General features: G+C 66.9%; 23 protein-coding genes. 17 read left to right on the plus strand and 6 right to left on the minus strand.

What is annotated here, in order from left to right; translation table 11 throughout:
* The first annotated feature begins 42 nt into the window (after window positions 1-42).
* On the plus strand, window positions 43-2,856 hold the full coding sequence (gene polA, locus KY389_RS00505; protein WP_219828750.1) for a DNA polymerase I: 2,814 nt from the start codon (window positions 43-45) through the stop codon (window positions 2,854-2,856).
* 7 nt (window positions 2,857-2,863) lie between these two features.
* Here the strand turns inward: polA and hemN are convergent, their stop codons facing one another.
* On the minus strand, window positions 2,864-4,219 hold the full coding sequence (gene hemN, locus KY389_RS00510) for an oxygen-independent coproporphyrinogen III oxidase (protein WP_219828751.1): 1,356 nt from the start codon (window positions 4,217-4,219) through the stop codon (window positions 2,864-2,866).
* 55 nt (window positions 4,220-4,274) lie between these two features.
* Here hemN and fnrL point away from each other — a divergent pair, with 55 nt between their 5' ends.
* The 4 genes from fnrL to queE all read left to right on the plus strand — a co-directional run bounded on the left by fnrL (window position 4,275) and on the right by queE (window position 6,966).
* The gene (fnrL, locus tag KY389_RS00515) at window positions 4,275-5,015 is read left to right on the plus strand and encodes a transcriptional regulator FnrL (RefSeq protein WP_219828865.1); all 741 of its coding nucleotides are present in this window, start codon (window positions 4,275-4,277) and stop codon (window positions 5,013-5,015) included.
* 186 nt (window positions 5,016-5,201) lie between these two features.
* The gene (queC, locus tag KY389_RS00520) at window positions 5,202-5,906 is read left to right on the plus strand and encodes a 7-cyano-7-deazaguanine synthase QueC (RefSeq protein ID WP_219828752.1); all 705 of its coding nucleotides are present in this window, start codon (window positions 5,202-5,204) and stop codon (window positions 5,904-5,906) included.
* A complete protein-coding gene (gene queD / locus KY389_RS00525) occupies window positions 5,906-6,259 on the plus strand; it encodes a 6-carboxytetrahydropterin synthase QueD (protein ID WP_219828753.1) in 354 nt (117 codons plus the stop codon). Before queC ends, queD begins: the two co-directional genes overlap by 1 nt.
* Window positions 6,256-6,966, plus strand: a complete 711-nt coding sequence (queE, locus tag KY389_RS00530; protein WP_219828754.1) for a 7-carboxy-7-deazaguanine synthase QueE — start codon at window positions 6,256-6,258, stop codon at window positions 6,964-6,966. Before queD ends, queE begins: the two co-directional genes overlap by 4 nt.
* Before the next feature lie 125 nt (window positions 6,967-7,091).
* On the opposite strand, the gene KY389_RS00535 is transcribed toward queE, so the two are convergent.
* Complete coding sequence (locus tag KY389_RS00535) at window positions 7,092-7,928, minus strand: universal stress protein (protein WP_219828755.1); 837 nt, start codon at window positions 7,926-7,928, stop codon at window positions 7,092-7,094.
* Window positions 7,929-8,130: 202 nt separating this feature from the next.
* Here KY389_RS00535 and ccoN point away from each other — a divergent pair, with 202 nt between their 5' ends.
* The 4 genes from ccoN to ccoP are packed head-to-tail and all read left to right on the plus strand — an operon-like array spanning window position 8,131 to window position 11,708.
* Window positions 8,131-9,732, plus strand: a complete 1,602-nt coding sequence (gene ccoN, locus KY389_RS00540) for a cytochrome-c oxidase, cbb3-type subunit I (protein ID WP_219828756.1) — start codon at window positions 8,131-8,133, stop codon at window positions 9,730-9,732.
* A gap of 11 nt (window positions 9,733-9,743) precedes the next feature.
* Window positions 9,744-10,469, plus strand: a complete 726-nt coding sequence (gene ccoO / locus KY389_RS00545) for a cytochrome-c oxidase, cbb3-type subunit II (protein WP_219828757.1) — start codon at window positions 9,744-9,746, stop codon at window positions 10,467-10,469.
* A 7-nt stretch (window positions 10,470-10,476) separates the two neighbouring features.
* Window positions 10,477-10,671 (plus strand): cbb3-type cytochrome c oxidase subunit 3, encoded by a 195-nt coding sequence (locus KY389_RS00550; protein ID WP_219828758.1) that lies wholly within the window; start codon window positions 10,477-10,479, stop codon window positions 10,669-10,671.
* Complete coding sequence (ccoP, locus tag KY389_RS00555) at window positions 10,671-11,708, plus strand: cytochrome-c oxidase, cbb3-type subunit III (RefSeq protein WP_219828759.1); 1,038 nt, start codon at window positions 10,671-10,673, stop codon at window positions 11,706-11,708. Before KY389_RS00550 ends, ccoP begins: the two co-directional genes overlap by 1 nt.
* Window positions 11,709-11,921: 213 nt before the next feature.
* Here the strand turns inward: ccoP and miaB are convergent, their stop codons facing one another.
* The gene (gene miaB, locus KY389_RS00560; protein ID WP_219828760.1) at window positions 11,922-13,253 is read right to left on the minus strand and encodes a tRNA (N6-isopentenyl adenosine(37)-C2)-methylthiotransferase MiaB; all 1,332 of its coding nucleotides are present in this window, start codon (window positions 13,251-13,253) and stop codon (window positions 11,922-11,924) included.
* 63 nt (window positions 13,254-13,316) lie between these two features.
* Here miaB and KY389_RS00565 point away from each other — a divergent pair, with 63 nt between their 5' ends.
* Window positions 13,317-13,643 (plus strand): TfoX/Sxy family protein, encoded by a 327-nt coding sequence (locus KY389_RS00565; RefSeq protein ID WP_219828761.1) that lies wholly within the window; start codon window positions 13,317-13,319, stop codon window positions 13,641-13,643.
* Here the strand turns inward: KY389_RS00565 and KY389_RS00570 are convergent, their stop codons facing one another.
* Window positions 13,644-14,933 carry an alpha/beta hydrolase family protein gene (locus KY389_RS00570; RefSeq protein ID WP_343222866.1) on the minus strand — a complete coding sequence of 430 codons (1,290 nt, stop codon included), beginning with the start codon at window positions 14,931-14,933 and terminating at the stop codon, window positions 13,644-13,646.
* 135 nt (window positions 14,934-15,068) lie between these two features.
* Here KY389_RS00570 and KY389_RS00575 point away from each other — a divergent pair, with 135 nt between their 5' ends.
* Window positions 15,069-16,430, plus strand: coding sequence for an aminotransferase (locus tag KY389_RS00575; protein WP_219828762.1), 1,362 nt, complete (start codon window positions 15,069-15,071; stop codon window positions 16,428-16,430).
* Window positions 16,431-16,494: 64 nt separating this feature from the next.
* Complete coding sequence (locus tag KY389_RS00580; RefSeq protein ID WP_219828763.1) at window positions 16,495-16,746, plus strand: DUF2798 domain-containing protein; 252 nt, start codon at window positions 16,495-16,497, stop codon at window positions 16,744-16,746.
* Here the strand turns inward: KY389_RS00580 and KY389_RS00585 are convergent.
* Entirely contained in the window at window positions 16,722-18,854 is a 2,133-nt protein-coding gene (locus KY389_RS00585; protein WP_219828764.1) for a ComEC/Rec2 family competence protein, read from the minus strand. The genes KY389_RS00580 and KY389_RS00585 overlap by 25 nt on opposite strands.
* A 105-nt stretch (window positions 18,855-18,959) precedes the next feature.
* Here KY389_RS00585 and gltX point away from each other — a divergent pair, with 105 nt between their 5' ends.
* The 3 genes from gltX (at window position 18,960) to KY389_RS00600 (ending at window position 22,507) form a co-directional block, all read left to right on the plus strand.
* The gene (gene gltX, locus KY389_RS00590; protein ID WP_219828765.1) at window positions 18,960-20,357 is read left to right on the plus strand and encodes a glutamate--tRNA ligase; all 1,398 of its coding nucleotides are present in this window, start codon (window positions 18,960-18,962) and stop codon (window positions 20,355-20,357) included.
* 77 nt (window positions 20,358-20,434) lie between these two features.
* Window positions 20,435-21,724, plus strand: coding sequence for a citrate synthase (locus KY389_RS00595; RefSeq protein ID WP_219828766.1), 1,290 nt, complete (start codon window positions 20,435-20,437; stop codon window positions 21,722-21,724).
* Between the two features lie 111 nt (window positions 21,725-21,835).
* Window positions 21,836-22,507, plus strand: coding sequence for an SDR family NAD(P)-dependent oxidoreductase (locus KY389_RS00600; protein ID WP_219828767.1), 672 nt, complete (start codon window positions 21,836-21,838; stop codon window positions 22,505-22,507).
* A gap of 87 nt (window positions 22,508-22,594) precedes the next feature.
* Here KY389_RS00600 and zapE read toward each other — a convergent pair whose 3' ends face one another.
* Window positions 22,595-23,707, minus strand: coding sequence for a cell division protein ZapE (gene zapE / locus KY389_RS00605; RefSeq protein ID WP_219828768.1), 1,113 nt, complete (start codon window positions 23,705-23,707; stop codon window positions 22,595-22,597).
* 136 nt (window positions 23,708-23,843) lie between these two features.
* Between zapE and KY389_RS00610 the strand changes: the two genes are divergently transcribed.
* Complete coding sequence (locus tag KY389_RS00610) at window positions 23,844-24,476, plus strand: 5'-methylthioadenosine/S-adenosylhomocysteine nucleosidase (protein ID WP_219828769.1); 633 nt, start codon at window positions 23,844-23,846, stop codon at window positions 24,474-24,476.
* A gap of 73 nt (window positions 24,477-24,549) precedes the next feature.
* Window positions 24,550-26,349, plus strand: a complete 1,800-nt coding sequence (locus tag KY389_RS00615; RefSeq protein ID WP_219828770.1) for an ABC transporter transmembrane domain-containing protein — start codon at window positions 24,550-24,552, stop codon at window positions 26,347-26,349.
* Window positions 26,350-26,373 lie beyond the last annotated feature (24 nt).

Raw genomic sequence — 26,373 nt, forward strand, 5'->3', positions numbered from 1 at the left:
CCCGTGGCACAAGACGGGCCGGACCAGCAAGATGAGGTGAGCATGGGCGACGCATTCGGCAAGGGCTGCCATCTGCATCTGATCGACGGGTCGGCCTTCATCTTCCGGGCCTATCACGCGCTGCCCCCGTTGACGCGCAAATCCGACGGTCTGCCGGTCGGCGCCGTTGCGGGTTTCTGCAACATGTTGTGGAAATACGTCCAGGACGGCAATGGCAGCGACGCGCCGACCCATGCGGCGGTGATCTTCGACCATTCCTCGAAGACCTTTCGCAACGAGATCTATCCCGCCTACAAGGCGAACCGCCCCGAGCCGCCCGAGGATCTGCGCCCGCAATTCCCGCTGACCCGCGACGCGACCCGCGCCCTCAACATCGCCTGCATCGAGACCGAGGGTTACGAGGCCGACGACATCATCGCCGCCTATGTCCGCCATGCCCGCGAGGCCGGGGGCCGCGTCACCATCGTCAGCAGCGACAAGGATCTGATGCAGCTGGTGGGCAACGGGGTCGAGATGCTGGACCCGATCAAGGGCAAGACGATCGGCCCCGACGAGGTGTTCGAGAAATTCGGCGTCGGCCCCGACCGCGTGGTCGATGTGCAGGCGCTGGCCGGCGATTCGGTGGACAACGTCCCCGGCGCCCCCGGTATCGGGATCAAGACCGCGGCCCTGCTGATCCAGGAATTCGGCGATCTGGACACGCTGCTGGATCGTGCCTCCGAGATCAAGCAGCCCAAGCGCCGTCAGACCCTGATCGACCATGCCGAACAGATTCGCATTTCGCGCCGCCTGGTGCAGCTGGACGGGGATACCCCGTTGGACCGTCCGCTGGAGGAACTGGGCGTCCGTCCGCCCGAGGCCGAACGCCTGCTGGCCTTCCTGTCCCAGATGGAGTTCCGCACCCTGACCGCTCGCGTGGCCGAGAAGCTGGGCGTCGAGGCTCCGGCGGTTCAGGCCGCGCCGCGCAGCCAGGCGCCTGTCGCGCCGGATCTGCCCCCTATCGACGCATCCGCCTATGAGACCGTCACCGACATGGCCACGCTGGAGGCCTGGATTGCCGACATTCGCGAAGCCGGAGCCGTTGCCATCGACACCGAGACGACCAGCCTCGACGAGATGCAAGCCGATCTGGTCGGGATCGCGCTTGCGGTGGCGCCGGGTCGGGCCTGTTATGTGCCGCTGAACCATGTGGCGGGGGGCGATGACCTCTTTGGCCAGTCGGCCCGCGTGCCGGGCCAGCTTGACCCGCAAGCAGTTCTGGCCGCGCTGAAGCCGATGCTTGAGGATCCCGCCACGCTGAAGATCGGCCAGAACCTGAAATACGACTGGAAGATCCTGGCCCGTCAGCTTCCGGAATTGGGGGGCATCCGCATGGCGCCGGTCGCGGATACGATGCTGATGTCCTATGCCCTGAACGCAGGCACTCACAATCACGGCATGGACGAGTTGGCCGAGCGTTACCTTGGCCACAAATGCATCCCGATCAAGGATCTGATCGGGTCGGGCAAAAGCCAGATCAGCTTTGCCCAGGTCGCCATAGACAAGGCCGCGCCCTATGCCGCCGAGGATGCGGACGTGACGCTGCGGCTCTATCGCCATTTCGCGCCGATGCTGCCGGTCGAGCGTGTGACGACCGCCTATCAGACGCTGGAAGCGCCGATGATCCCCGTCCTGGCCGAGATGGAAATGACGGGCATCCGCATCGACACCGAAGTCCTGGGGCGCATGTCGGACGCCTTTGCGCAGAAGATGGCAGAGCTGGAGACCGAGATTCACGAATTGGCTGGAAGTCCCTTCAACATCGCCAGCCCCAGACAGCTGGGCGAGATCCTGTTCGACCGCCTAGGTCTGGCGGGCGGCAAGCAGGGCAAGACCGGCGCCTTCTCCACCAGCGCCGACGTGCTGGAAGATCTGGCCGCCGAGGGGCATGACCTGCCCGCCCGCGTTCTGGACTGGCGCCAGATTGCCAAGCTGAAATCCACCTATACGGATGCGCTGCCGACCTATGTGAACCCGGAAACCGGCCGCGTTCATACCAGCTATTCCATCGCGGGCGCGCAGACCGGGCGGCTGGCCTCGACCGATCCGAACCTGCAGAACATCCCGGTCCGCAGCGAGGAGGGGCGGCGCATCCGTCAGGCCTTTGTTGCGGCGTCAGGGCACCGCCTGGTCGCGCTGGATTACAGCCAGATCGAATTGCGCATCCTGGCCCATGTCGCAGACATTCCGGCGCTGAAACAGGCCTTCCGCGAGGGGATCGACATCCACGCCATGACCGCCAGCCAGATGTTCGGCGTCCCGGTCGAGGGGATGGATCCGATGATCCGCCGTCAGGCCAAGGCGATCAATTTCGGGGTGATCTACGGAATCTCGAGCTTTGGCCTGTCGCGCAATCTGCGCATCCCGCGCAACGAGGCGCAGAACTTCATCGACACCTATTTCCAGCGCTTCCCTGAAATCCGCGCCTATATGGATCGCACGGTGGCGGATGCGAAGGCGGAGGGCTCGGTCCGCACCCTGTTCGGGCGGCGCATCAATACGCCGGGCATCAATCAGTCGGGTCCGGCGGCAGGCGGTGCGCGGCGCGCGGCAATCAACGCGCCCATTCAGGGCGCGGCCGCCGACATCATCCGCCGCGCGATGATCCGGATGCCCGCCGCCATTGCGGACCTGCCCGCGCGGATGCTGCTGCAGGTCCATGACGAACTGGTCTTCGAGGTGGCCGAGGATGCGGTTGATCGCCTCATCGCCCGCGCGCGCGAGGTGATGGAGGCCGCCGCCGAACCCGCGGTCAAGCTGTCCGTGCCGCTGGTCGTGGATGCCGGTCACGGCCTGAACTGGGCCGAGGCGCACTGAGCCGCCTTCAGATTGCCGGGGAATGGCCGCCCTTGGCCGCGGCATAGGCATCCAGCCCCTGCGCCACGACCCGTGTCAGGGGCCGACCCTCTGGCGCGATGCTCAGCGCGCCCGCTTCCAGTTTCAGCACGGCCCCGAACTGCTCCAGCAGCGGCGCGAACAATGCGCGTTGGCGGTTCTCGGTGACGCCGAAACGATCGGCGATTTCTGCCATGTCGATGCGGAAATCGCACATCAGCATCTCGATCATGCGGCCGCGCCACAGATCCTCGGCGCTGAAGGCATGGCCCCGCGCGACGGGCAGCAGGCCCGCACGGATCGCGGCGGTATAAACCCCGGTCGCTGGTGCATTCTGGGCATAACCTTGCGGAAAGCGCGAGATCGAGGACGCCCCCAGCCCCAGCAGGATCGGGGCCGAGTCGTCGGTGTAACCCTGGAAATTGCGCCGCAGCCGGCCCTCGGCCGAGGCGCGGGCCAGACCATCGGTGGGGCTGGCGAAATGGTCGATCCCGATCTGGGTCATTCCGTCGGCCAAGAACAGCGCGCGAGCGGTGTCGAACAGGTCCAGCCGTGCCTCGCCATCGGGTAGGGCATGGTCGGGGATCATCACCTGCCGCCTGGACATCCACGGCACATGGGCATAGCCATATAGCGCCACCCGGTCGGGTTGCAGGGCCAGCACCTTCTGCACTGTGTCGGACATACGCGCGCGGTTCTGATGAGGCAGGCCGTAAAGCAGATCGACATTCAGGCTGTCGATGCCATGGCCACGGATGAGTTCCGCGGCTTCGGCGGTCAGCGCGAATCCCTGCGGCCTGCCGATCGTCTCCTGGATCAGCGGGTCGAAATCCTGCACCCCGATCGAGGCGCGGTTCATCCCCGCCGCGGCCAACGCCGCCATCCGCGGCGCGTCGATCTCGGACGGGTCGATCTCGACCGAGAATTCGCCGCCTGCGATCATCGGAAAGGCGGCATGGATTGCACCGGCCAGCGCGGCGATCATGTCCGGCGCCAGAAGCGTGGGCGTCCCGCCGCCCCAATGCAGCCGCGACAGCCGCACGCCCGGCGCCATCCGCGCCCGCAGAGCCGCGATCTCGGCCAGAAGCGTGTCCAGATAGGCGCGCACGGGGTCCATGCTCTGCGTGCCCTGCGTGCGGCAGGCGCAGAACCAGCACAACCTGCGGCAGAACGGCACATGGACATAAAGCGAAATCGTCGCGCCTGCGGGGATGGCGCCGATCCAGCCCGCCACCATGGACGCATCGACCGCCGGCCCGAATTGCGTCGCGGGCGGATAGCTCGTGTAGCGCGGGGCACGGGCCTCGAACAAACCGAGTCGTCTGAGTTGCGAAATCGTGGTCATGTCGCTATCTCTACGAGGAATGAGCCAACAGACCTTGACCCAGATCAACAGCTGCATGACCTCTGCCCCTCATGGTGATGCCAGCTGTTCCGAATGTCCGATCCGCTACCGGGCCGTCTGCGCGCATTGCGAAGGCGACGAATTGCAGCGTCTCGAGGACATCAAGTTCTACCGCAGCTACGAGGCCGGCCAGCCCATCGTCTGGGAAGGCGACCGGATGGATTTCGTGGGCTCGATCGTTTCGGGGGTCGCGACGCTGACCCAGACGCTTGAGGATGGGCGCACCCAGATGGTCGGGCTGCTGCTGCCAAGCGACTTTCTGGGCCGTCCGGGCCGCGACCGCGCGGCCTATAACGCGACGGCCACGACGCGGGTCACGCTGTGCTGCTTCCGCCGCCGCCCCTTCGACGATCTGATGCGCAAGACGCCCCATATCGCGCATCGGCTGCTGGAAATGACGCTTGATGAACTGGACGCGGCGCGCGAATGGATGCTGCTTCTGGGCCGCAAGACCGCGCGCGAGAAGATCGCATCCTTCATCGCCATCATCGCCCGGCGCGAGGCGTCCCTGCACAAGCGCCAGCCCGGCGGCCGGATGGAACTGGAACTGCCCCTGACGCGTGAGGCGATGGCCGATTATCTTGGCCTGACGCTGGAAACGGTCAGCCGTCAGGTCAGCGCGCTGAAACGCGACGGAGTGATCCAGCTTCAGGGCAAGCGCGGGGTGATCCTGCCCGATTTCGCGCGTCTGGTAGAGGAATCCGGCGACGACTCCGACGGCGGCTGGCTTGGCTGACCCTCTCCTGCCGCTTTGCCTTGGCTCGAATATCCCAAGATGAATCGCGCCCCGCGGATGGGGGGCAGCGCCTCCCCTGAAACCCGTCGGTCGCCGCGCCGCCCGGCCCTTTTCGTCGCCGCCCGTTCCTGCTAAGGGCACTCTCCCGGTCGCAGCCTACCCGGGTTACAAAAACAAGGGTCACATATGAAAACTGCTCTCGTCTGCTCGGGCGGGCTGGACTCTGTCTCGCTTGCCCATGTCCTTGCCGCGCAGGGGCGGCTTTCGCGCATTGTCAGCTTCGATTACGCTCAGCGCCATCGCAAGGAACTGAACCATGCCCGCGCCTGCGCCGAGAGGCTTGCTGTGCCTTTTCATCTTGTCGATCTCTCCGGCCTTGGCGCGGCGCTGACCGGGTCGGCGCTGACCGACGATGTCGCGGTGCCAGACGGCCATTACGCCGAGGAAACCATGCGCGTCACCCTTGTGCCGAACCGTAATGCGATCATGCTGACCATTGCCTTCGGCATCGCGGCCGCGAATGGCGATCAGGCGGTCGCGGCGGCAGTCCATGGCGGCGATCACTTCATCTATCCGGATTGCCGTCCGGGCTTCACCGAGGCCTTCGCCGCCATGCAGAAGGCTGCGCTGGACGGCTACGCCGAAATTGCCCTGCACGTTCCCTTTGTCCGCGCCACCAAGGCCGACATAGTCGCAGCGGGCGCGCAAGCCGGCACGCCCTTTGCGCAGACCTGGTCCTGCTACAAGGGCGGGGCGCGCCATTGCGGGCGCTGCGGCACCTGCGTCGAGCGGCGCGAGGCCTTCGATCTGGCGGGCATCCCCGATCCGACCGAGTATGACGATCCCGATTTCTGGCGCGCGGCGGTCGCGTCGCGGCAGGGGGCGGCGTGATGTTCCGGATCAGCAAGGAATTCCACTTCAGCGCCTCGCACCGGCTGGACCATCTGTCGCCCGATCACCAATGCGCCCGCCTGCACGGCCACAACTACATCGTTGTCGTCGAACTGGCCGCGCCCGATCTGAACCCCGACGGCTTCGTGCGCGATTATCACGAGCTGAAGCCGCTGAAGGACTATATCGACGGCCATTTCGACCACCGGCATCTGAACGACCTGCTGGCGGTCCCCTCGACGGCCGAGAACCTGGCCCGGCACTTCTTCGACTGGTGCCGCGCCCGCTGGCCCGAGACCAGCGCCGTCAAGGTCAGCGAGACGCCCAGGACCTGGGCCGAGTATCGGCCATGAGCGCCCTGCGAATCGCCGAGATCTTCGGCCCGACCATCCAGGGTGAGGGCGTCCTGATCGGCGAACCCACGATCTTTGTCCGCGCGGGGGGCTGTGATTACCGCTGTTCCTGGTGCGATTCGATCCATGCGGTGGACAGCGCCTATCGCGACCAATGGGCGGCCATGTCGCCCGAGGCCGTCTGGGCCGAGGTTACGCGCCTGTCGGGCGGGCGGCCTCTGACGGTCTCGATTTCGGGGGGCAATCCGGCGATTCAGGATTTCCGGCCGTTGATCGCGCTTGGCCGGGACGCAGGCTACCGGTTTGCGCTGGAAACACAGGGTTCCATCGCGCGGGACTGGTTCGGGGCGCTGGACGTGCTGGTCCTCAGCCCCAAGCCCCCTTCCAGCGGCGAGACGCCCGACCGTGCGGCCCTGGCGGCCTGTATCGCGGCGGGGCAGGGGGCGGGGCAGGTGGTGCTGAAGATCGTGGTGTTCGACCGGCACGATTACGATTGGGCGCGGGCGCTGGCCGAGGATTGGCCGGACCTGCCGCTTTACCTGCAACCGGGCAATCCTGATGTGCACCCCGAAAGCCCGGTTGCGGCGCAGGATGTGGCCGACCGGCTGCGCTGGCTGGTCGAGAGGGTGACCGAGGACCGATGGTTCCGGCCCCGTGTGCTGCCGCAGCTTCACGTGCTGCTCTGGGGCAACCTGCGCGGCGTCTGAGGCGCCGCCCCGCCTGCGTTCAGCAAGGCATCGGCGCGCGCGGCGAATTGCGTCCCGCGACGGGCCGGGGGGACTGACCGTCCCCCCGGACCCCCCTGCGCCCGGCCCCGCGGGCCGCGCGCGGTTCAGCGGGCCATCAGCACCGGCACGGCGGACTTTTCCAGCATGTTGCGCGTCGCCCCGCCCAGGATCGCCTGCCGGAAACGCGAATGGCCATAGGCCCCCATCACGATGAGATCGGCGCCGATCTCGACCGCGCGGCGGTTCAGCTCGTCGCTGATCGTGGGTGCCGTGCGCGCCAGAACCGCGATTTCCGCGCGCACCCCGTGGCGGACCAGCATCTGCGCCAACAATCCGCCCGGATCCGAATTCTCTGGGCTGTTGCGGCGCGGGTCGATGCAGGTCACCTCGACCCGATCGGCGGCGCGTAGCAGAGGCAGCGCGCGGCGAATCGCGGCCAGAGCCTCGGACGACTGGTTCCAGGCGACCAGGATCTGGCGCAGATGGGCCGGGATCCGGGCATCGGGCAGGACGAGGACGGGGCAGCCGCCCTCGAACAGGGCAGCCTCGGCGATGATCTCGGCCTCGGGGGGCTGGCCCTTGGCGTAGGGGCTGACCAGCACGGTGAGATCCGCGAAACGCGCCCGCAGACCGACCAGGGCCGGGATGCCGCCGCTTTGCGCAACCGCGCTGTCCACCGACCAGCGCAGGTCGCTGGCAGGTGCCAGACGTGCGCGAACGGCTTCTTCCAGCCGTTCGGCATCGGCTAGGGCGGTGTCGATGGCGTCCTGGAGCATGTAGGCGGTGCCGCCGGGGAAGAAATATCCCGGCTGGCTGAGGTCGATACCGAGGCACAGCACTTCGAGATGGGCGTCCTCGCGCACGGCAAGCTTGGCTGCCGCGTCAAGCTGGGGCATCTGTGCCGAATCGGTCAGGATGGTGAGGATCGTCTTGTAGGCCATGGGGGGCTCCTTTCGGTCACGATGGCATCCTGGGCGCTGATGCGACCTTTTGCCTTGATCCGCGTCAATCCCCGGATTTGACCCAGATCAAGGATTCAAGAGCCGCCGATCCCTATCCCCCGACCATCGACAGCCCTGCGCCGAAGCGATTCGGCGCGGGCGCAGATGGGAACGCGACGCCGATGCGAACGGGGGCAGCAAGATGAATTACGTGAAACTGATCCTGCTGGGCGGGATAGCCTTGTTTGCAGCGATCGCGGCCAACATGGCCCGCGATCTGGCCTATCAGGTCAATGCACTGACCGTCATGCTGGCTGCGGGCGGTCTGTTCCTGTGGACCCTGCGCCGCATCGACGAACCTCTGCCCGTTCACAATCCGCGCGAATACATGGACGGCGTCGTGCGCGCCGGCGTGATCGCCACGATGTTCTGGGGCGTGGTCGGCTTTCTGGTCGGCGTGGTCATCGCCTTTCAGCTGGCCTTTCCGGTGCTGAACTTCAGCGACCTGACACAGGGCTACCTGAATTTCGGCAAGTTGCGCCCGCTGCATACCAGCGCCGTGATCTTCGCCTTCGGCGGCAATGCCCTGATCGCGACCTCGTTCTATGTGGTCCAGCGGACCTCGGCGGCGCGGCTCTGGGGCGGGAATGCGGCCTGGTTCGTGTTCTGGGGCTATAACTTCTTCATCGTGCTGGCGGCGACGGGCTACATCCTGGGCGCGACCCAATCCAAGGAATATGCCGAGCCGGAATGGTATGCGGACTGGTGGCTGACCATCGTCTGGGTCACCTATCTGGCGGTCTTTCTGGGCACGATCATCAAGCGCAAGGAGCCCCATATCTACGTCGCCAACTGGTTCTATCTGGCCTTCATCGTGACCATCGCGATGCTGCATGTGGTAAACAACCTGTCGCTGCCGGTCAGCATCTGGGGCAGCAAGTCCGTGCAATTGTTCAGCGGCGTGCAGGATGCGATGGTCCAGTGGTGGTATGGCCACAACGCGGTGGGCTTCTTCCTGACGGCGGGCTTTCTGGGGATGATGTATTACTTCATCCCGAAACAGGCCGAGCGGCCGGTCTATAGCTACAAGCTGTCCATCATCCACTTCTGGGCGCTGATTTTCCTCTATATCTGGGCCGGCCCGCACCACCTGCACTATACGGCGCTGCCGGAATGGGCCGCGACCCTGGGGATGGTGTTTTCGGTCATGCTGTGGATGCCCTCGTGGGGCGGCATGATCAACGGCCTGATGACGCTGTCGGGGGCTTGGGACAAGCTGCGGACCGATCCGATCATCCGCATGATGGTCGTCGCTGTTGGTTTCTACGGCATGGCGACCTTCGAGGGCCCGATGATGTCGATCAAGTCGGTGAACTCGCTGTCGCACTATACCGACTGGACCATCGGCCACGTCCATTCCGGCGCGCTTGGCTGGAACGGCATGATCACCTTCGGCGCGCTCTATTACCTGGTGCCGCGTCTGTGGGGGCGCGAGCGGCTGTATAGCCTGTCGCTGGTCAGCTGGCATTTCTGGCTCGCCACCATCGGGATCGTCCTCTACGCGGCCTCGATGTGGGTCACGGGCATCATGGAGGGCCTGATGTGGCGCGAGGTCGATCAGCACGGCTACCTGGTCAACGCCTTCGCCGACACGGTCAGCGCCAAGTTCCCGATGTATGTCGTGCGCGGTCTGGGCGGCGTCCTTTACCTGACAGGCGCGATCATCATGGCCTGGAACCTGTGGGCGACGGTTGCCCGGCAGCCCAAGGCCCAATCCACCGCCATTGCGGTTCCGGCAGAATAAGGGGGCTTTCGATGCGCATTCTCGAAAAGCACAAGATCCTTGAAAAGAACGCCACGCTGCTGCTGGTCTTTTCGTTCCTGGTCGTCACCATCGGCGGCATCGTCCAGATCACGCCCCTGTTCTATCTTGAGAACACGATCGAGAAAGTCGAGGGCGTCCGCCCCTACACGCCGCTGGAACTGACAGGCCGCGACATCTACATCCGCGAGGGCTGCTATGTCTGCCACAGCCAGATGATACGCCCCATGCGCGACGAGGTCGAGCGTTACGGCCATTACAGCCTGGCCGCCGAATCGATGTATGACCACCCGTTCCAGTGGGGATCGAAACGCACCGGGCCGGATCTGGCGCGGGTCGGCGGGCGCTATTCGGACGAATGGCACATCGACCACCTGCGCGACCCGCAATCGGTGGTGCCGGAATCGATCATGCCGAAATACGGCTTCCTGCTGGACCGGGTGATCCACCCCAATCACATCCGGCAGCGTCTGCTGGCCGACCGCCGCGTGGGCGTGCCCTATACCGACGAGATGATCCAGAACGCCGTGGCCGATTTCCGCACCCAGGCCGATGAGTTCGGCGATGTGGCTGCGCTGCAATCGCGCTATCCCGGCGCGCAGGTCCGAAACTTCGACCGTCAGCCGCAGCTGACCGAGATGGACGCCCTGATCGCCTATCTCCAGGTGCTTGGCACGATGGTCGATTTCTCGACCTTCGAGCCCGATCCGAACCGCTGAGGACGCCATGGAAACCTATACCTTCCTGCGTGCCATGGCCGATAGCTGGGCGCTTCTGGTCCTGGTCCTGATCTTCCTGGGCGTGATTGCCTTCGTGTTCCGCCCCGGATCGCGCCGCGTCCAGAAGGATGCCGCCGAAAGCATCTTTCGCAACGAATCCCGTCCTGCCGCCGAGGACGACGAGAACAAGGAGGGCCGTTGATGTCCGACGACACCAGGAAGCCGGCGGATGACGTGGCATCGCCCGCCAATCCCGACAATCAGATCAACCTGCGCCGCCAGGCCGCCGATGCCGATCATGCCGGCAAGATCGGGGGCGCCATCCCGCCCCGGCCCGCCCCGGACAAGCCCGTCGCGCCCAGCCATCGCCGCAAGGGCCGCCATGGCGTCGGTCTGAAGGAAACGCCCTCGACCGGGCATGAATGGGACGGGATCACCGAATACGACAACCCGATGCCGCGCTGGTGGCTGTGGACCTTCTACGCCACCATCGTCTGGGCCATCGGCTACATGATCGCCTATCCCGCCATTCCGCTGGTGACGCAGGCGACCCAGGGCCTGCTGCGCACCAATGCCCGCGCCGAGGTCGCCGCCGAGATCGAGCGCTTTGCTGCCGCCAATGCGCCGATCCGGGCGGCGCTGGTGCAGACCGATCTGTCCGCCATCCCCGAAGATCCCGACCTGATGAGCTATGCCACCAATGCCGGCGCGGCGCTTTACCGGACCTGGTGCGCGCAATGTCACGGCGCGGGCGCGGCCGGGGCGCGGGGCTATCCGAACCTGCTGGACGACGACTGGCTTTGGGGCGGCAGCATGGAGGATATCCACCTGACGCTGATGCACGGCATCCGCGACCCGCAGGATCCCGACACCCGCTATTCGCAGATGCCGCGCTATGGTGTGGATGGCCTCTTGACCCGGCGAGAGATCGACCGCGTCGTTCATTACGTCCTGTCACTGTCCGATCAGCCCCATGACGCTGAGCTGGCCGCACGCGGTGCTTCGATCTATGCCGAGAATTGCACCGCCTGCCACGGCGATGCGGGCCAGGGCGATCGCAGCCAGGGCGCGCCTGCGCTGAACGATCAGGTCTGGCTTTACGGCAGCGAGCCCGAGACCCTGCACCGGATCATCTCGGAAGGCCCCTATGGCGTCATGCCCGCCTGGTCGAACCGCCTGACCGAGGCCGAGATCCGGGCGCTGACCGTCTATGTCCACGGGCTTGGTGGCGGCGAATAGCCGCCCCGCCCCACCGGTTCCGCGCGCTCCACCCGCGCGGCAGTCCCGGCCCCCCGTCCTGTTCGCGCGTTCCTCGGGGGGCCGGCGATCCATCTGCAAGGCTCATGGCCCTGCACCACCGCTTCCGCGCAGGCCTGTCCGCGTGGAAGGCCGGCCCCCGACACTCGTCGCGCGTTCCACCGGGGGCCGGCTCTTTCTTCCGCAAGGGATGCCTCAGCCGACCAGTTCGCCTCGCAGCGAATTCGGCGCGCTTTCCACGATGCGGACCTGGACCAGATCGCCGATCCGCGCCTGCGGTGCCTCGACAAAGACCGAATGCAGGTAATCCGACTTGCCGACCATCTGCCCCGGTTCGCGGCCCGGTTTCTCGAACAGGACGCCGACGGTCCGGCCCAACATGGATTGCTGCGCGGCCTGTTGCTGACGATTCAGCAGCGCCTGCAACTCCTGTAGCCGGGCATCGGCCACGGCGCCGTCCACCTCGGGGCGGTCATAGGCGGGGGTGCCGGGGCGAGGCGAATACTTGAAGCTGAAGGCCGTGCCGAAGCCGACCTGTTCGATCAGGCGCAGCGTGTCGGCATGGTCCTGGTCGGTCTCGCCCGGGAAACCCACGATGAAGTCGCTGGTCAGCAGGATGTCGGGCCGCGCCGCGCGGATGCGGTCGATCAGGCGCAGATACTGCTCGGCCGTGTGCTTGCGGTTCATCGCCTTCAGGATGCGGTCGCTGCCCGACTGCACCGGCAGATGCAGATAAGGCATCAGCTGCGGGATGTCGCGATGCGCCTCGATCAGGTCGTCGGCCATGTCGTTGGGATGGCTGGTCGTATAGCGGATGCGGTCCAGGCCGTCGATTTCGGCCAGCGCGCGGATCAGGCGGCCAAAGCCCCATTCGCCGCCCGCGCCCGCGCCGTGCCAGCCATTGACGTTCTGACCCAAGAGCGTGATCTCGCGCACGCCGCGGGCGACCAGGTCGCGGGCCTCGGCCAGGATGCGGTCCACGGGGCGGCTGACCTCGGCCCCGCGGGTATAGGGGACGACGCAGAAGGCGCAGAACTTGTCGCAGCCTTCCTGCACGGTCAGGAAGGCCGCGGGCGCGCGGCGGGTGGCGCGGCGTTCGGGCAGGTGGTCGAACTTGTCCTCGGGCGGGAACTCGGTCAGGATCGCGGGTGCCTCGCCGCGCAGCATCGCGGGCAGGCGGTGATAGGTCTGCGGGCCGACGACCAGATCGACCAGCGGCATCCGGCGGACGATCTCTTCGCCCTCGGCCTGGGCGACGCAGCCGGCAACCCCGATCTTCAGGTCGGGGCGCGCGGCCTTCAGCGGCTTCAGCCGGCCCAGATCGGAATAGAGCTTCTCGGCCGCCTTTTCCCGGATATGGCAGGTGTTCAGCAGGACCATGTCGGCCTGCGACTGGTCCTCGGTCAGTTCATAGCCCTCGGCGCCCATCGCCTCGGCCATGCGCTGGCTGTCATAGACGTTCATCTGGCAGCCATAGGTCTTGATGAAAAGCTTCTTCGCGGCCGTGGCGCGGGCGTCCTGGGTCATGTCATGCTGTCCTTGAGATCGGCCCCGCGATACAGCAAAGTCAGACTTTTGGAAAGGCACGGGATGGAGAGCGACCTGACCGCGATCCCCAATATCGGCCCGGCCACCGCCCGGTCCTTGATCGCGGCGGGCATCCCGGACGCGGCGCGGCTGCGCGCCCTGGGCGCGCACGAGGCCTATCGCGCGCTGCTGGTCTCGGGCGAGCGGCCGCATTTCATCGGCTATTACGTCCTGCACATGGCGCTGCAGGGGAGGCCCTGGAACGATTGCAAGGGCGCCGAAAAGGACGCCCTGCGCGCCCGCTTCGACGCGCTGGTCGCGGAAGTCCGCGCCGCGCCCCTGTCGGGGATCGAGGCCGAGCTGGACGCGCTTGGCCTCAGGCGGCCCTGATCAGCGGCCCGCCTCGCGGGTCTCGAAGGCCAGGCCCACGGCACTGCGTTGGGCAAAACCCGCCCAGTAGCTATGCGCCTCGTCAGGGTTGCCATCCGCATCGACCGACCACAGGCCCGCATCCGCGTCGCGGATCAGGTCCAGATATTCGCCCCGCGCAGCCTCGTCCTTGAGATGCAGGTCCAGAAAGGCCGTCGCGAAATGCTGGAGGATGTTGTTCATCCGCACGCTGTCCCAGACCGGATCGGCATAATGGTCAAACGGCGCGCGGCCCAGGCTTTCGGAATGCGCCCAGGCCTCGGCCGGAGCGGGGATGGGCGCGGCCGCATTGTGATTGGCGTTCTCGAAGGTCAGCAGGTGGCGCGTCGTGCCGGTCGTCTCGTCCAGGATCTGCCGGATCGAATCATAGGGTGACACATCATCCACACTGCCCGCGACCAGCATCAGGGGCACGGTCACGCCGGCCAGCCCGTCCGCATCCCAGAAGTCGAATTGCCGCCCCCAAGGCGCGATGGCGATGACGGCCCGGATGCGCGGATCGACCAGCGCGGCGTGATCCTCGGACCCGGCACCCAGCCGGGCCAGCGTGTCCGAGGGTGGCACAAAGGCGGCGGGCTCGGTCCGTTCCAGCGCGGTGCGCGACAGGCCCGCACCACCAAAGATCAGCGCGCCGTAGCCGCCCATCGAATAGCCGACGACCGCGGTCCGGTCGGCATCGGTGATCGCGCCGATTCCGTCCTCGAGCCCGGCCATGCTGTCCAGCAGGAAGCGCTGATCCAGCGCGCGGTTCACCAGCGTCGAGGCAAAGGCCTGCTGGTCGTCATAGGTGCTTTCAGGATGGTCGGCCGCCACCACGACATAGCCTTTCGAGGCGAGATTCTCGGCCAGATGGCTCATCAGGTAGCGATTGCCCGGATAGCCATGCGACAGGATCACCAGCGGAAACGAACCGTCGGCGGGGTCCGCGTCGCGGGCCGCGCTGCCCGCCAGCGTGGTCGCTGTCACCCCGTCGCGCAGAATGGTGTCATAGGTGGTGCCGGGCTCGGTCCCCTCGGCGGCGGGATACCAGATCTCGGCCAGCAGCGACCGATCGCGGACGGGGGCACCGCCCGCCTGCGCGGCGATCACGTCGATCCGCTCGGGATCCGTGAAGCGCGCCTCGCGCACGCCGACGGGATGGGGGCCGGGATGGGCCAGTTCGGGCGCGTCCGGGCGGATCAGGTCGATGCGGTTCTCGGCGATTGCAGGCATCGCGGTCAGGGCCATGGCGGCGATCAGCAGGTGTCTCACGGGCGCTCCTTTGGCAATCTCGCGATGATCTTGCGAATTTTGCACGACCTGCACAAGAACCCTGGCAATCCGCCCCATTGAATGCGCCATTTCGCCCGGCTAGCCTTGCTGCAAAGGTATTGAGGAGCCGACAGCATGAACAAGCCGCAAACCTGGCAAGCACGGGCCGACGAATTTTCGCTTTATGGCTTCACCGACCTGCCAAGCGTGCGCCAGCGCGGTGCGGTCGTACTGACCCATGGCGAGGGGCCTTACGTCGTTGACGTGAACGGCAATCGCTATCTTGATGCCAATTCCGGCCTGTGGAACATGGTCGCGGGCTTCGACCACAAGGGCCTGACCGAAGCCGCCAAGGCGCAATACGATCGCTTTCCCGGCTATCACGCGTTCTTCGGGCGGATGTCGGACCAGACGGTGATGCTGTCGGAAAAGCTGGTCGAGGTCTCGCCCTTTGCGCGCGGGAAGGTATTCTACACCAACTCGGGCTCTGAAGCGAACGACACCATGGTCAAGATGCTGTGGTTCCTGCACGCCAGCGAGGGCAATCCGCAAAAGCGCAAGATCCTGACGCGCTGGAACGCCTATCACGGGGTCACGGCGGTCTCGGCCAGCATGACCGGCAAGCCTTATAACGAGGTCTTTGGCCTGCCGCTGCCGGGCTTCATCCACCTGACCTGCCCGCATTACTGGCGCTATGGCAAGGACGGCGAGACCGAGGAACAGTTCACGCAGCGCCTCGCGCGCGAGCTGGAGGAGGTAATCCAGCGCGAGGGCGCCGATACCATCGCGGGCTTTTTCGCCGAACCCGTGCAGGGCGCGGGCGGGGTGATTCCGCCCTCCGAAGGGTATTTCCAGGCGATCCTGCCAGTGCTGAAAAAGCACGGCATCCCGATGATCGCGGACGAGGTCATCTGCGGCTTCGGGCGGACGGGCAACACCTGGGGCTCGATCACCTATGATTTCGTGCCCGACGCGATCATCAGTTCCAAGAACCTGACGGCGGGGCTGTTTCCGATGGGCGCCGTGATCCTGGGCCCCGAACTGACCGACCGTCTGCAAGCCGCCATCGACAGGATCGAGGAATTTCCGCATGGCTTCACCGCCTCGGGTCATCCGGTCGGCTGCGCCATCGCGCTGAAGGCCATCGACGTGGTGATGAACGAAGGGCTGGCGCAGAACGTCATCGACCTGGCGCCGCGCTTCGAGGATGGGCTGCGCGAATTGGCCAAGAACCCCAATATCGGCGAATATCGCGGCGTCGGCTTCATGTGGGCGCTGGAGGCTGTGCGTGACAAGGCGACCAAGACACCCTTCGAGGGGCATCTGTCGGTCAGCGAGCGCATCGCCAATACCTGCACCGACATGGGCCTGATCTGCCGGCCGCTTGGCCAGTCGATCGTGCTCTGCCCGCCCTTCATCCTGACCACCGACCAGATGGACGAGATGTTCGACAAGCTGGACAAGGCGCTGACCAAGGTCTTTGCCGAACTGGCCTGACAGAGCTTGCGAAGAGGGGTGGGACGCGTTACGCCCGTGATGCATTCTAGGAAGGGAATGTGACGTGATTCCAGCCCGATTTGCCCCGATCCTGTTCGGCTTTTTCCTGTCCGGCCTGATGTCTGCGCTTGTTTCGGGTGTCTCGACGCTGCGGGCGGTGGGCCTGACAGATGGGGTGGTGGCCTTGTGGCTGGGCAACTGGCTGTCCAGTTGGGCTGTCGCCTTTCCCGCCGTGCTGATCGTGGCGCCTCTGGCCCGACGGCTGGTCGCATGGCTGACGACGCCGCGCGCTCAGCGCGGACGCAGCGCGGGCTGAGTCTCGGCCACGCTGCGCCAGACGGGGCCGTCGGGCGTCATCTCTCCTGCCAGCGCGCCCGTGCGGCGCAGGCGCGGCGGATCCCAGATCTCGCAAACGCCGCGCGTCTCGACCCGCTCGGTCGCAACGATGATCGTGCGCGGCTGGCACAGAGGCGCCGCGCGCGCGCCAGCACCCTTGCCCGTCAAGTGCAGGATGCGCCAGCCATGCGGCAGATCGGCCTGGCGGTCCCTTTGGTCGCCCGTCCAGCCGGACCGCGCGGCCGAGACCGCTTGAGTTGCTGTGTCGCCATCCTCGATCAACCAGGTCGAAACCACAAAGGCTCCGCCTGCCGGTTTCGACACCGCCCGCCCGGCCGGGGTCATCAGCCCCACGGCCTCGCCCTCGGGGGCGATGAGAATCAGCGGGCGTTTTGCGGTCAGCCACAATGCAAAGCCGCCGACCACCAGCGCTGCCGACAGCGCCGTGCCGATCATCGGTGCGCCGCCCGACCCCGAACGGCGCCAGCACAGGATCAGCCCGACCGAGCCGAAGCCCAGCAATGGCAGCACCGGCCCCGGCGCCATCGGGATCGCTGCCACGGCGCCCTCAAGCCCGGCGACAAAGCCCGCCACCGCCAGGATCCATGCCGTGCCGAGGCCCATGACCCACAGGCCCACGCCCTCCAGCCCCAGGGGTGCCAGAAGCAGCGCGATCACCCCCGAGGGCATGACCAGCGTTCCCATCACCGGCACAGCCAGAATGTTGGCCAGCAGCCCGTATTGCGACATGCGGTTGAAATGCGCAGCCCCGATCGGCGCGGTCGCCAGCCCCGCGACCAGGGATGAGATCAGCAGCATGACCACAGGCCGCAGCACGCGGGGCAGCCGAGCGGCATGGCGGTTCCAGGGATCGAAGGTCAGGATCAGCGCGATCGTCGCAGCAAAGCTCATCTGGAAACCGGGCGAGGTCAGCGCCTCGGGGCTGAGAATCAGGATTGCCGTTGCGGCCAAGGCAACCGTTCTGAGCGAGATTGCCCGGCGGTCGGCCAGAATCGCCAGCAGCATCACCGCAACCGTTACAAAGGCCCGCTGGGTTGCTACGCTGGCGCCCGACAGCCACAGATAGGTTCCCGCCGCGACCAGCGCCCCAAGCGCGGCCATCTTGTGCGCGGGCAGGGGCAGTTGTGCGCCAAGACCCTGCGCCAGCACCAGCGCCAGCCGCAGCGCGCCATAGACAAAGCCGGTCAGCAGCCCCATGTGCAGGCCTGAAATCGCGATCACATGCGCGAGGTTCGAGGCGCGCATCACTTCGGTCGTGGCTTCGTCGATGCCCGATCGGTCCCCCGTCATCAGCGCGGCGGCCACCGCGCCGGGCTGGCCGGGGATGCGTTCGCGGATCTCTTTCGCCAGCGCCATGCGGGTCCGGTGCAGATGCCACGCCCCGCCTTCGGGCGCGGCGACGGCCATGACGGGGCTGCGGCTGTAGCCGACTGCGCCCAGTCCCTGAAACCATGCGTTCAGGCGGAAGTCGAAGCTGCCGGGCGAGGCCGGGCCGGGCGGCGGCCCCAGATGGCCGGTCAGCATCACGCGCTGGCCGATCGGTGGCACATCCTGCCCCACCGAAAGCGACAGGCGGACACGGCGCGGCACGCCCTCGGGCGGGATGTCGCGCAGCCGCACCTCGTCCAGCGTCAGGCGCAGCAGGTCGCGGCTGGATCGGTCCAGATGCACGACGCGCCCCTCGACCGGGCCGTAATAGCGCCAGTCCAGCACCGGCCCCGCCACCCACGCCGCCCGCGCACCCGCCAGCGCCACCCCGCAGGCCATCAGCACCAGCGCCAGCCCCGCCAGTCGCAGAAGGTCGGCCCAAGCCCAGTCGATCCGTCCGCGCAGTGCAAGGCGGGGCGCGCTCAGCGCAGCAACGCCCGCGATGAAGGCCAAGGCCCCAAGCCCGGCCCATTGCGGCGCCGTCAGCAGGGCAGGTCGCAGGAACCACAGCCCGATTCCCGCCGCCAGACAGACCGGCACCCAGGCAAACAGCCCCGCACGCGGCGCAGCGGCGGGCCGCTGCGCGACATGGCTGCGCCTGTGGGGCGGCGCCGGCAGGGCGACCGGCTGGAGCAACATCCTTGTCCTTTCGCGGTTCGGACTCTATCACTTGCCGCAGAATGGCAGGCCCTGCTTACCAAAGCGTTAACGCCGCCCCACAAGCCCCATCTTCCGAAGGCCCAGATGACCCAGACCGCCCCCGTCGTGACCCGTTTTGCCCCCTCGCCGACCGGCTATCTGCATATCGGCGGCGCCCGGACGGCACTGTTCAACTGGCTTTACGCGCGCGGGCGCGGCGGCAGGTTCCTGCTGCGGATCGAGGATACGGACCGTGCGCGTTCGACGCCCGAGGCGACCGAGGCGATCCTCAAGGGGCTGGAATGGCTGGGTCTCGACTGGGACGGAGAGCCCGTCAGCCAGTTCGCCCGCAAGGACCGCCATGCCGAGGTCGCGCGCCAGATGCTGGCGGATGGCACGGCCTACAAGTGCTTTTCCACCACCGACGAGATCGCGGCCTGGCGCGAGGCCAATCCCCGCCAGCCCTTCGCCAGCCCGTGGCGCGACGCGACCGACCTGCCCGACGCGCCCTATGCCATCCGCCTGAAGGCCCCGCGGCAGGGCGAGACGGTCATCCACGATCAGGTGCAGGGCGATGTGCGCGTGGCGAATGATCAGCTTGACGACATGATCCTGTTGCGCAGCGACGGCACGCCCACCTACATGCTGGCCGTCGTCGTCGATGATCACGACATGGGCGTGACGCATGTGATCCGGGGCGACGACCACCTGACCAACACCGCCCGCCAGATCCAGATTTACGATGCGATGGGCTGGGACCGCCCGGTCTTTGCCCATATCCCGCTGATCCATGGCGAGGACGGCAAGAAGCTGTCCAAGCGTCACGGCGCGGTGGGGCTGCACGAATTCGCGGCGCTTGGCTACCCGGCGGCCGCAATGCGGAATTATCTGGCGCGCCTGGGCTGGAGCCATGGCGACGACGAATTGTTCGACGATGCGCAGGCGCGCGAGTGGTTCGACCTTTCCGGGATCGGCCGTGCCCCCGCGCGTCTGGATTTCAGGAAGCTCGAACATGTGAGCGGCCACCACCTGCGGCACATGACGCCCGAAGCGCTGTTCCCTGCGCTGGAGGGCTACCTGGCCGAGACCGGCGCCCAGCCCCTGACGCCGCAGCAGCGGGACCGGATGGCTGCCGCCCTGCCGGCCCTGACCGAAAAGGCAAGAACGTTTCCCCAACTGATTGAACAGGCTCGATTTGCTCTGATCGAAAGACCCATCCAGCCAGACGACAAGGCCGCCAGGCACCTGGATACGGTATCCCGTGGTATGCTGAGATCGTTGACTGCCGCATTGCAGCATGTTAGCTGGACGCGAGACGATCTGGAGGAGGCGGCCAGGCGGATCGCCGAGGAACATGGCGTCGGTTTGGGCAAGATTGCGGGGCCCTTGCGCGCCGCCTTGTCCGGGACCAGCGTCACCCCCTCTGTGTTCGACATGATGACGGCGCTCGGCCGCGAGGAATCGCTGGCCCGGCTGCGTGACCAGACAGATCCGGCAGGCTGACCGCCTGCCCCCACATGCCAGGGCAACCCCCCAGCATCATGCGGGCGGGGCCCGGCCAAGCCGGAAAGGACGCATAGATGGCCGACAAGATTGCCAAGCTGCGCATCGACGATTCGGAATATGACCTGCCGGTCATGAGCCCGACCCAAGGGCCGGACGTGCTGGATATCCGCAAGCTCTATGCCCAGGCGGATGTCTTCACCTTCGATCCGGGCTTCACCTCGACGGCCAGCTGCGAATCGAAGATCACCTATATCGACGGTGACAAGGGCGAATTGTGGTATCGCGGCTATCCGATCGAGCAACTGGCCGCCAAGTCGCATTACCTCGAAGTCTGCTATCTGCTGCTTTACGGCGAACTGCCCACCCAGCAGCAGATGGAGGATTTCGAGACCCGTGTGACCCGTCACACGATGGTTCACGAGCAGATGCACAACTTCTTCCGCGGATTCCGCCGCGATGCGCATCCGATGGCCACGCTGGTCGGTGTGATCGGCGCGATGTCGGCCTTCTACCACGATTCGACCGATGTGAACGATCCCTGGCAGCGTGAGGTCGCGGCGATCCGCCTGATTGCCAAAGTGCCGACGATCGCGGCCATGGCCTACAAGTATTCGATCGGCCAGCCCTTCGTCTATCCGCGCAACGATCTGGATTACGCCAGCAATTTCCTGCACATGTGTTTTTCGGTCCCGGCCGAGAAATACGAGGTGGACCCGGCCTTGGCCCGTGCCATGGACCGCATCTTCACGCTTCATGCCGATCACGAACAGAACGCCTCGACCTCGACCGTGCGGCTGGCGGGCTCGTCGGGGGCAAACCCCTTTGCCTGCATTGCGGCGGGGATCGCCTGCCTGTGGGGGCCGGCCCATGGCGGCGCGAACCAGGCCTGTCTGGAGATGCTGCGCGAGATCGGGACCGTTGACCGCATCCCCGAATATATCGCCCGCGCCAAGGACAAGAGCGATCCGTTCAAGCTGATGGGCTTCGGGCACCGGGTTTACAAGAACTTCGACCCGCGCGCCAAGGTGATGAAGGAATCCGCCGACGAGGTGCTGGACCTGCTGGGGATCAAGGACAACCCGACGCTGCAGGTCGCCAAGGAGCTGGAAAAGATCGCTCTGGAGGACCCGTATTTCATCGAGAAGAAGCTCTATCCCAACGTGGATTTCTATTCGGGCATCATTCTCGAGGCGATGGGCTTCCCCACCTCGATGTTCACCCCGATCTTCGCGCTGTCGCGCACGGTGGGCTGGGTCGCGCAGTGGAAGGAGATGATCGGCGATCCGCAAAACAAGATCGGCCGCCCGCGTCAGCTTTATGTCGGCAACGTCAAGCGCGACTACAAGGATGTCGCGGACCGCTGAGCGGTTTTGCGAAGCGCAGCGAAGGCCCCCGGATGGGGGCCTTTTTCATGGCCGTCCGCCCCGTGCCACGAGGGCTTGCGCGGCGGGCAGGCCGGTGGCAATGGAGCGGGCATGAGCAATCCGAACGATCCGGTGGCGCCCCGTCTGGCGCTGGTGACAGGGGCCTCGCGCGGTCTGGGCGCGGCCCTGGCCGAGGAACTGGCCCTGCGCGGCTATCACGTCCTGGCGGTGGCACGCACCGTCGGCGGGCTGGAGGAGCTGGACGACCGAATCCGGCAGGCGGGCGGTCAGGCGACGTTGGCGCCGATGGATGTGGCCGAGCCTGCGGCGATGCAGCAACTGGTCGAGGCGGTGGCCGGCCGTTGGGGCGGCGTCGATCTGTGGGCGCATTGCGCCATCCATGCCGCGCCCATGGCGCCCGCGCCTCATGTCAACGGCAAGGATTGGTCGAAATCGCTCTTGATCAACGCGGATGTCACGCGGGGCCTGATTGCGCTGATCGAACCCTTGCTGCGCCAGAAGAATGGCACGGCCTTGTTCTTCGACGACCCGCAGGCGGGGCGCAAGTTCATGGGCGCCTATGGCGCGACCAAGGCGGCGCAGATTGCCTTGGCGCGCAGTTGGCAGGCCGAGACGGCCCGGATCGGCCCGCGCATCGTGATCGAGACTCCCGCGCCCATGCCGACTGCCGTGCGCGCGCGCTTCTATCCGGGCGAGGATCGCAGCGCGCTGACGCCCTGCCGCGACGAGGCGCGCCGCATTCTGGACGCGCTGCCGGCCTGATCCGCGCGCTTTTTGCGTCCCGCGACGCGGCGGGGGGCTGGCTGCCCCCCGCACCCCCCGCCATCGCGCGACCCGCCGGGGCGCGTGCTAGTCGGGCCGCCCGCCCCAGGCGGCATCCTGCATCTCGCGCAGGCGGCTGGAGGTGCGTTCGAATTCGAAACTGCCCTCGCCTTCATTATAAAGCTGCTCGGGCTGGTCTGCGGCGCTGGCGATCAGGCGGACGCGGGCCTCATAGAGGGCGTCGATCAGCGTCACGAAGCGTTTGGCCTCGTTATAGTTCGACGCCGACAGGCGCGGGATGGCGTCGATGAACAGCGTGTCCACCGCCTCAGAGATGGCCAGATAATCGGCAGGGCCAAGCGGCTTGCCGCAGAGATCCCAGAAGCCCGCCCGCGCCACCCGGCCCGAGGCGGCTGGCAGGTCCACGACCCGGCCCTTGACCTCGATCCTCAGGGGCGCGGTCGCCTTGCCCCCGGTCAGGTCCGACCACAGCGCATCCATCGCGGCCCTGGCCTCGGCATCGGCAGGAGCGAACCAGACCTGACCACCGGTCCGGCGGTTCTGGCGATAATCGGTGCGGCTGTCGAGGCATGTGACCTGCATCCGCGCGCGGATCAGCGCGATGAAGGGCAGGAAAAGCTGCCGGTTCAGCCCGTGCTTGTAGAGATCCTCGGGCGCTCGATTCGAGGTCGTCACCACCGTCACGCCGTGATCGAACAGGATCTGGAACAGCCGCCCCACGATCATCGCATCCGCGATGTCGGTGATCTGCATTTCGTCGAAGCACAGAAGCCGGACCTGACGCGCCACCTGTTGCGCGACGGGGCGGACGGTGTCCTGTTCGGCGCGCTTGCGCGCGGCCTCCAGCCCGGCCTGAATCTCCTGCATGAATTCATGGAAATGGACCCGCCGACAGGGGATGCCCGCCTCTTGCGCAGTCTCGGCCATCAGGTCCATCAGCATCGACTTGCCGCGCCCGACGCCGCCCCACAGATAGAGGCCGCGCGCAGGCGCGGCCGCCGCATCGCCGCCGCCCACGCCCAGAAGCGCCCGCCAGCCGGACCGGGGACGGGGCGCGGGGGCGGCCAGCATCTCGGTCAGGACACGGTCGAGATCGGGCAGCACCGCCTCTTGCGCGGGGTCGGGGCGCAGCGCGCCCGAGGCCACCCGGTCGCGGTATCGCGTGCTGATCCTGCCCATTGCTGCAATCCCTTCCTGCCCGTTCCGCACGAACCCCTGCCACAGCGGCCCGCGCCGCTGCAAGGGGCATTGACCGGCCTGCATCGCGCATGTCACCCCTCGGGCAAACCCGCCGAAAATCCGGACAGGAGCCATGATGACCCAAGCCCGCCCCGACCTGATCGCCGGCCTGCCGGTCCTGTTCGTGATGGCGGCGCGCGCCGAATACGGGCCCGCTCTGGCCGCCCGGATCAACCCGCTGATCACCGGGATCGGCCCGATCGAGGCCGCGGTGCAACTGACCGCCGCGCTGGCCGCAATGGCCGAACGCCCGCGCCTGATTGTCTCGCTTGGCTCGGCGGGGTCGGCGCGGCTGGTGCAGGGGCAGGTCTATCAGGTCAGCCGCGTCGCCTGGCGCGATATCGACGCCTCGGCCCTTGGCTTTCCGCGCGGCACGGTGCCGTTTCTGGACCTGCCCGAAGAGGTCGCGCTGCCCCTGCGCATTGCGGGCATCCCCGAAGCAAGCCTGTCCACCGGGGGTAATATCGTCAGCGGGGCAGCCTATGACGCCATCGCGCAAGACATGGTCGATATGGAGACCTTTGCCCATCTGCGCGCGGCCCAATGGGCGGGCGTGCCGCTGATCGGGCTGCGCGGGATCTCGGACGGGGCCGAGGAATTGCGCGAACTGGCGGACTGGACGCAATATCTGGACGTGATCGACAACAGGCTGGCGGAGGCCGTCGATGCGCTGGCCCAAGGCATCGCCTCGGGCGCCATCGCGCCCTGAGCGCGGCAGGGTGCCGCGCTTGTTTCCGCGCCCGCCGCCGCCTAAACGGGGGGCACAAGCAAGGAAGGCGACCATGGCACGCGGCACCAGCAACCTCGAGGAACGGCCCGGCAGCCGCAAGCTGGGGGCGCTGGCCGCCTTGTGGCCCTTTGTGCGGCCCTATCGTGGGCAGGTCGGCCTGGGCCTCGGCGCGCTGGTCGTGACCTCGGTCATCAGCCTCATCCTGCCCCTGGCCGTGCGCCGGGTGGTGGATAATTTCGACGACGGCGCGGGGCTGCTGGACCAGTATTTCGGCGCGGCGCTGCTGGTCGTGGCGGGCCTGGCGCTGGGCACGGCCGCGCGCTATTTTTTCGTGACGCGGCTGGGGGAACGGGTCGTGGCCGATATTCGCAAGGCGGTCTTTGCCCGCGTCATCACCCTGTCGCCCGCCTTTTTCGAGCGCGTGATGACCGGCGAGATCCTGTCGCGCATCACCACTGACACGACGTTGATCCAGTCGGTTGTGGGATCAAGCCTGTCGATCGCGCTGCGCAACCTGCTGCTGCTGACGGGCGGGCTGGCGATGTTGGCCGTCACCTCGATCAAGCTGACGGGGCTGGTCCTGCTGATCGTGCCGGCGATCCTGATCCCGATCATCGTGCTGGGGCGCCGCCTCAGGCGGTTGTCACGCGCCAATCAGGACTGGATCGCGGCCTCCTCGGGCGCGGCGTCCGAGGCGCTTCTGTCGGCGCAGACGGTGCAGGCCTATACCCATGAGCGGCGCAGCATCGACGGCTTCGACCGGGTGACCGAACGCTCTTACCGGTCGGCCATGCAGCGCGTAAGAACGCGGGCGGTGCTGACCGCCATCGTGATCTTTCTGGTCTTTGCGGGGGTGATCGGGGTCTTGTGGATCGGGGCGCGTGACGTTCGCGAAGGGGTGATGAGCGCGGGCGAGCTGGTGCAGTTCGTCATTTACGCCATCCTGGTCGCCGGTGCCGCGGGCGCCTTGTCCGAGGTCTGGAGCGAATTGCAACGCGCAGCCGGCGCGACCGAGCGTCTGTCCGAATTGCTGTCGGCCGAAGATACGCTGGCCGATCCCGTCGCGCCCCTGCCGCTGCCGCACCCCTTGCGCGGCGAGATCGCGCTTGAGGGTGTGTCCTTCCGCTTCCCCTCGCGCCCGGATGCGCCAGCCCTGAAGGGTCTGGACCTGCGGATCAGGCCGGGCGAGACGGTTGCCCTGGTGGGGCCGTCAGGGGCGGGCAAGACGACCGTGATCCAGCTCATCCAGCGTTTCTGGGATCCGCAGGAGGGGCGTGTGACGCTGGACGGGATCGACCTGCGCGACATGGCGCGGGCCGATTTCCGCGCGCAGATGGCGTTGGTCCCGCAGGATCCGGTGATCTTCGCCGCCACTGCGCGCGATAATATCAGGCTGGGCCGCCCCGAGGCCAGCGATGCCGAAATCGAGGCGGCCGCGCGCGCGGCCCATGCCCATGATTTCATCGCCGCCCTGCCGCAGGGCTATGACACCGCCCTTGGCGAACGCGGTGTGATGCTGTCGGGCGGGCAGCGCCAGCGCGTGGCGATCGCGCGGGCGATCCTGCGCGACGCGCCGATCCTGCTTTTGGACGAGGCGACCAGCGCGCTGGATGCGGAATCGGAATCGCTGGTGCAGGCCGCTGTGGCGCGGCTGGCGCAGGGGCGGACAACCGTCGTTGTGGCGCATCGTCTGGCGACGGTGAAGCAGGCCGACCGGATTGTGGTCATGGATCAGGGTCGCATCGTCGCCGAAGGCACGCATGACCGGCTGGTGGCCGAGGGCGGGCTTTACGCGCGTCTTGCGCGGATGCAGTTCACCGATGGGCCGCGCGGCGCGGGCGAGGCCGCCTGACCGGGACGCCGCGTCGCCGGCCAT

Origin of the sequence: Paracoccus bogoriensis, assembly GCF_019431455.1 — a bacterium.
Classification (GTDB): domain Bacteria; phylum Pseudomonadota; class Alphaproteobacteria; order Rhodobacterales; family Rhodobacteraceae; genus Paracoccus; species Paracoccus bogoriensis.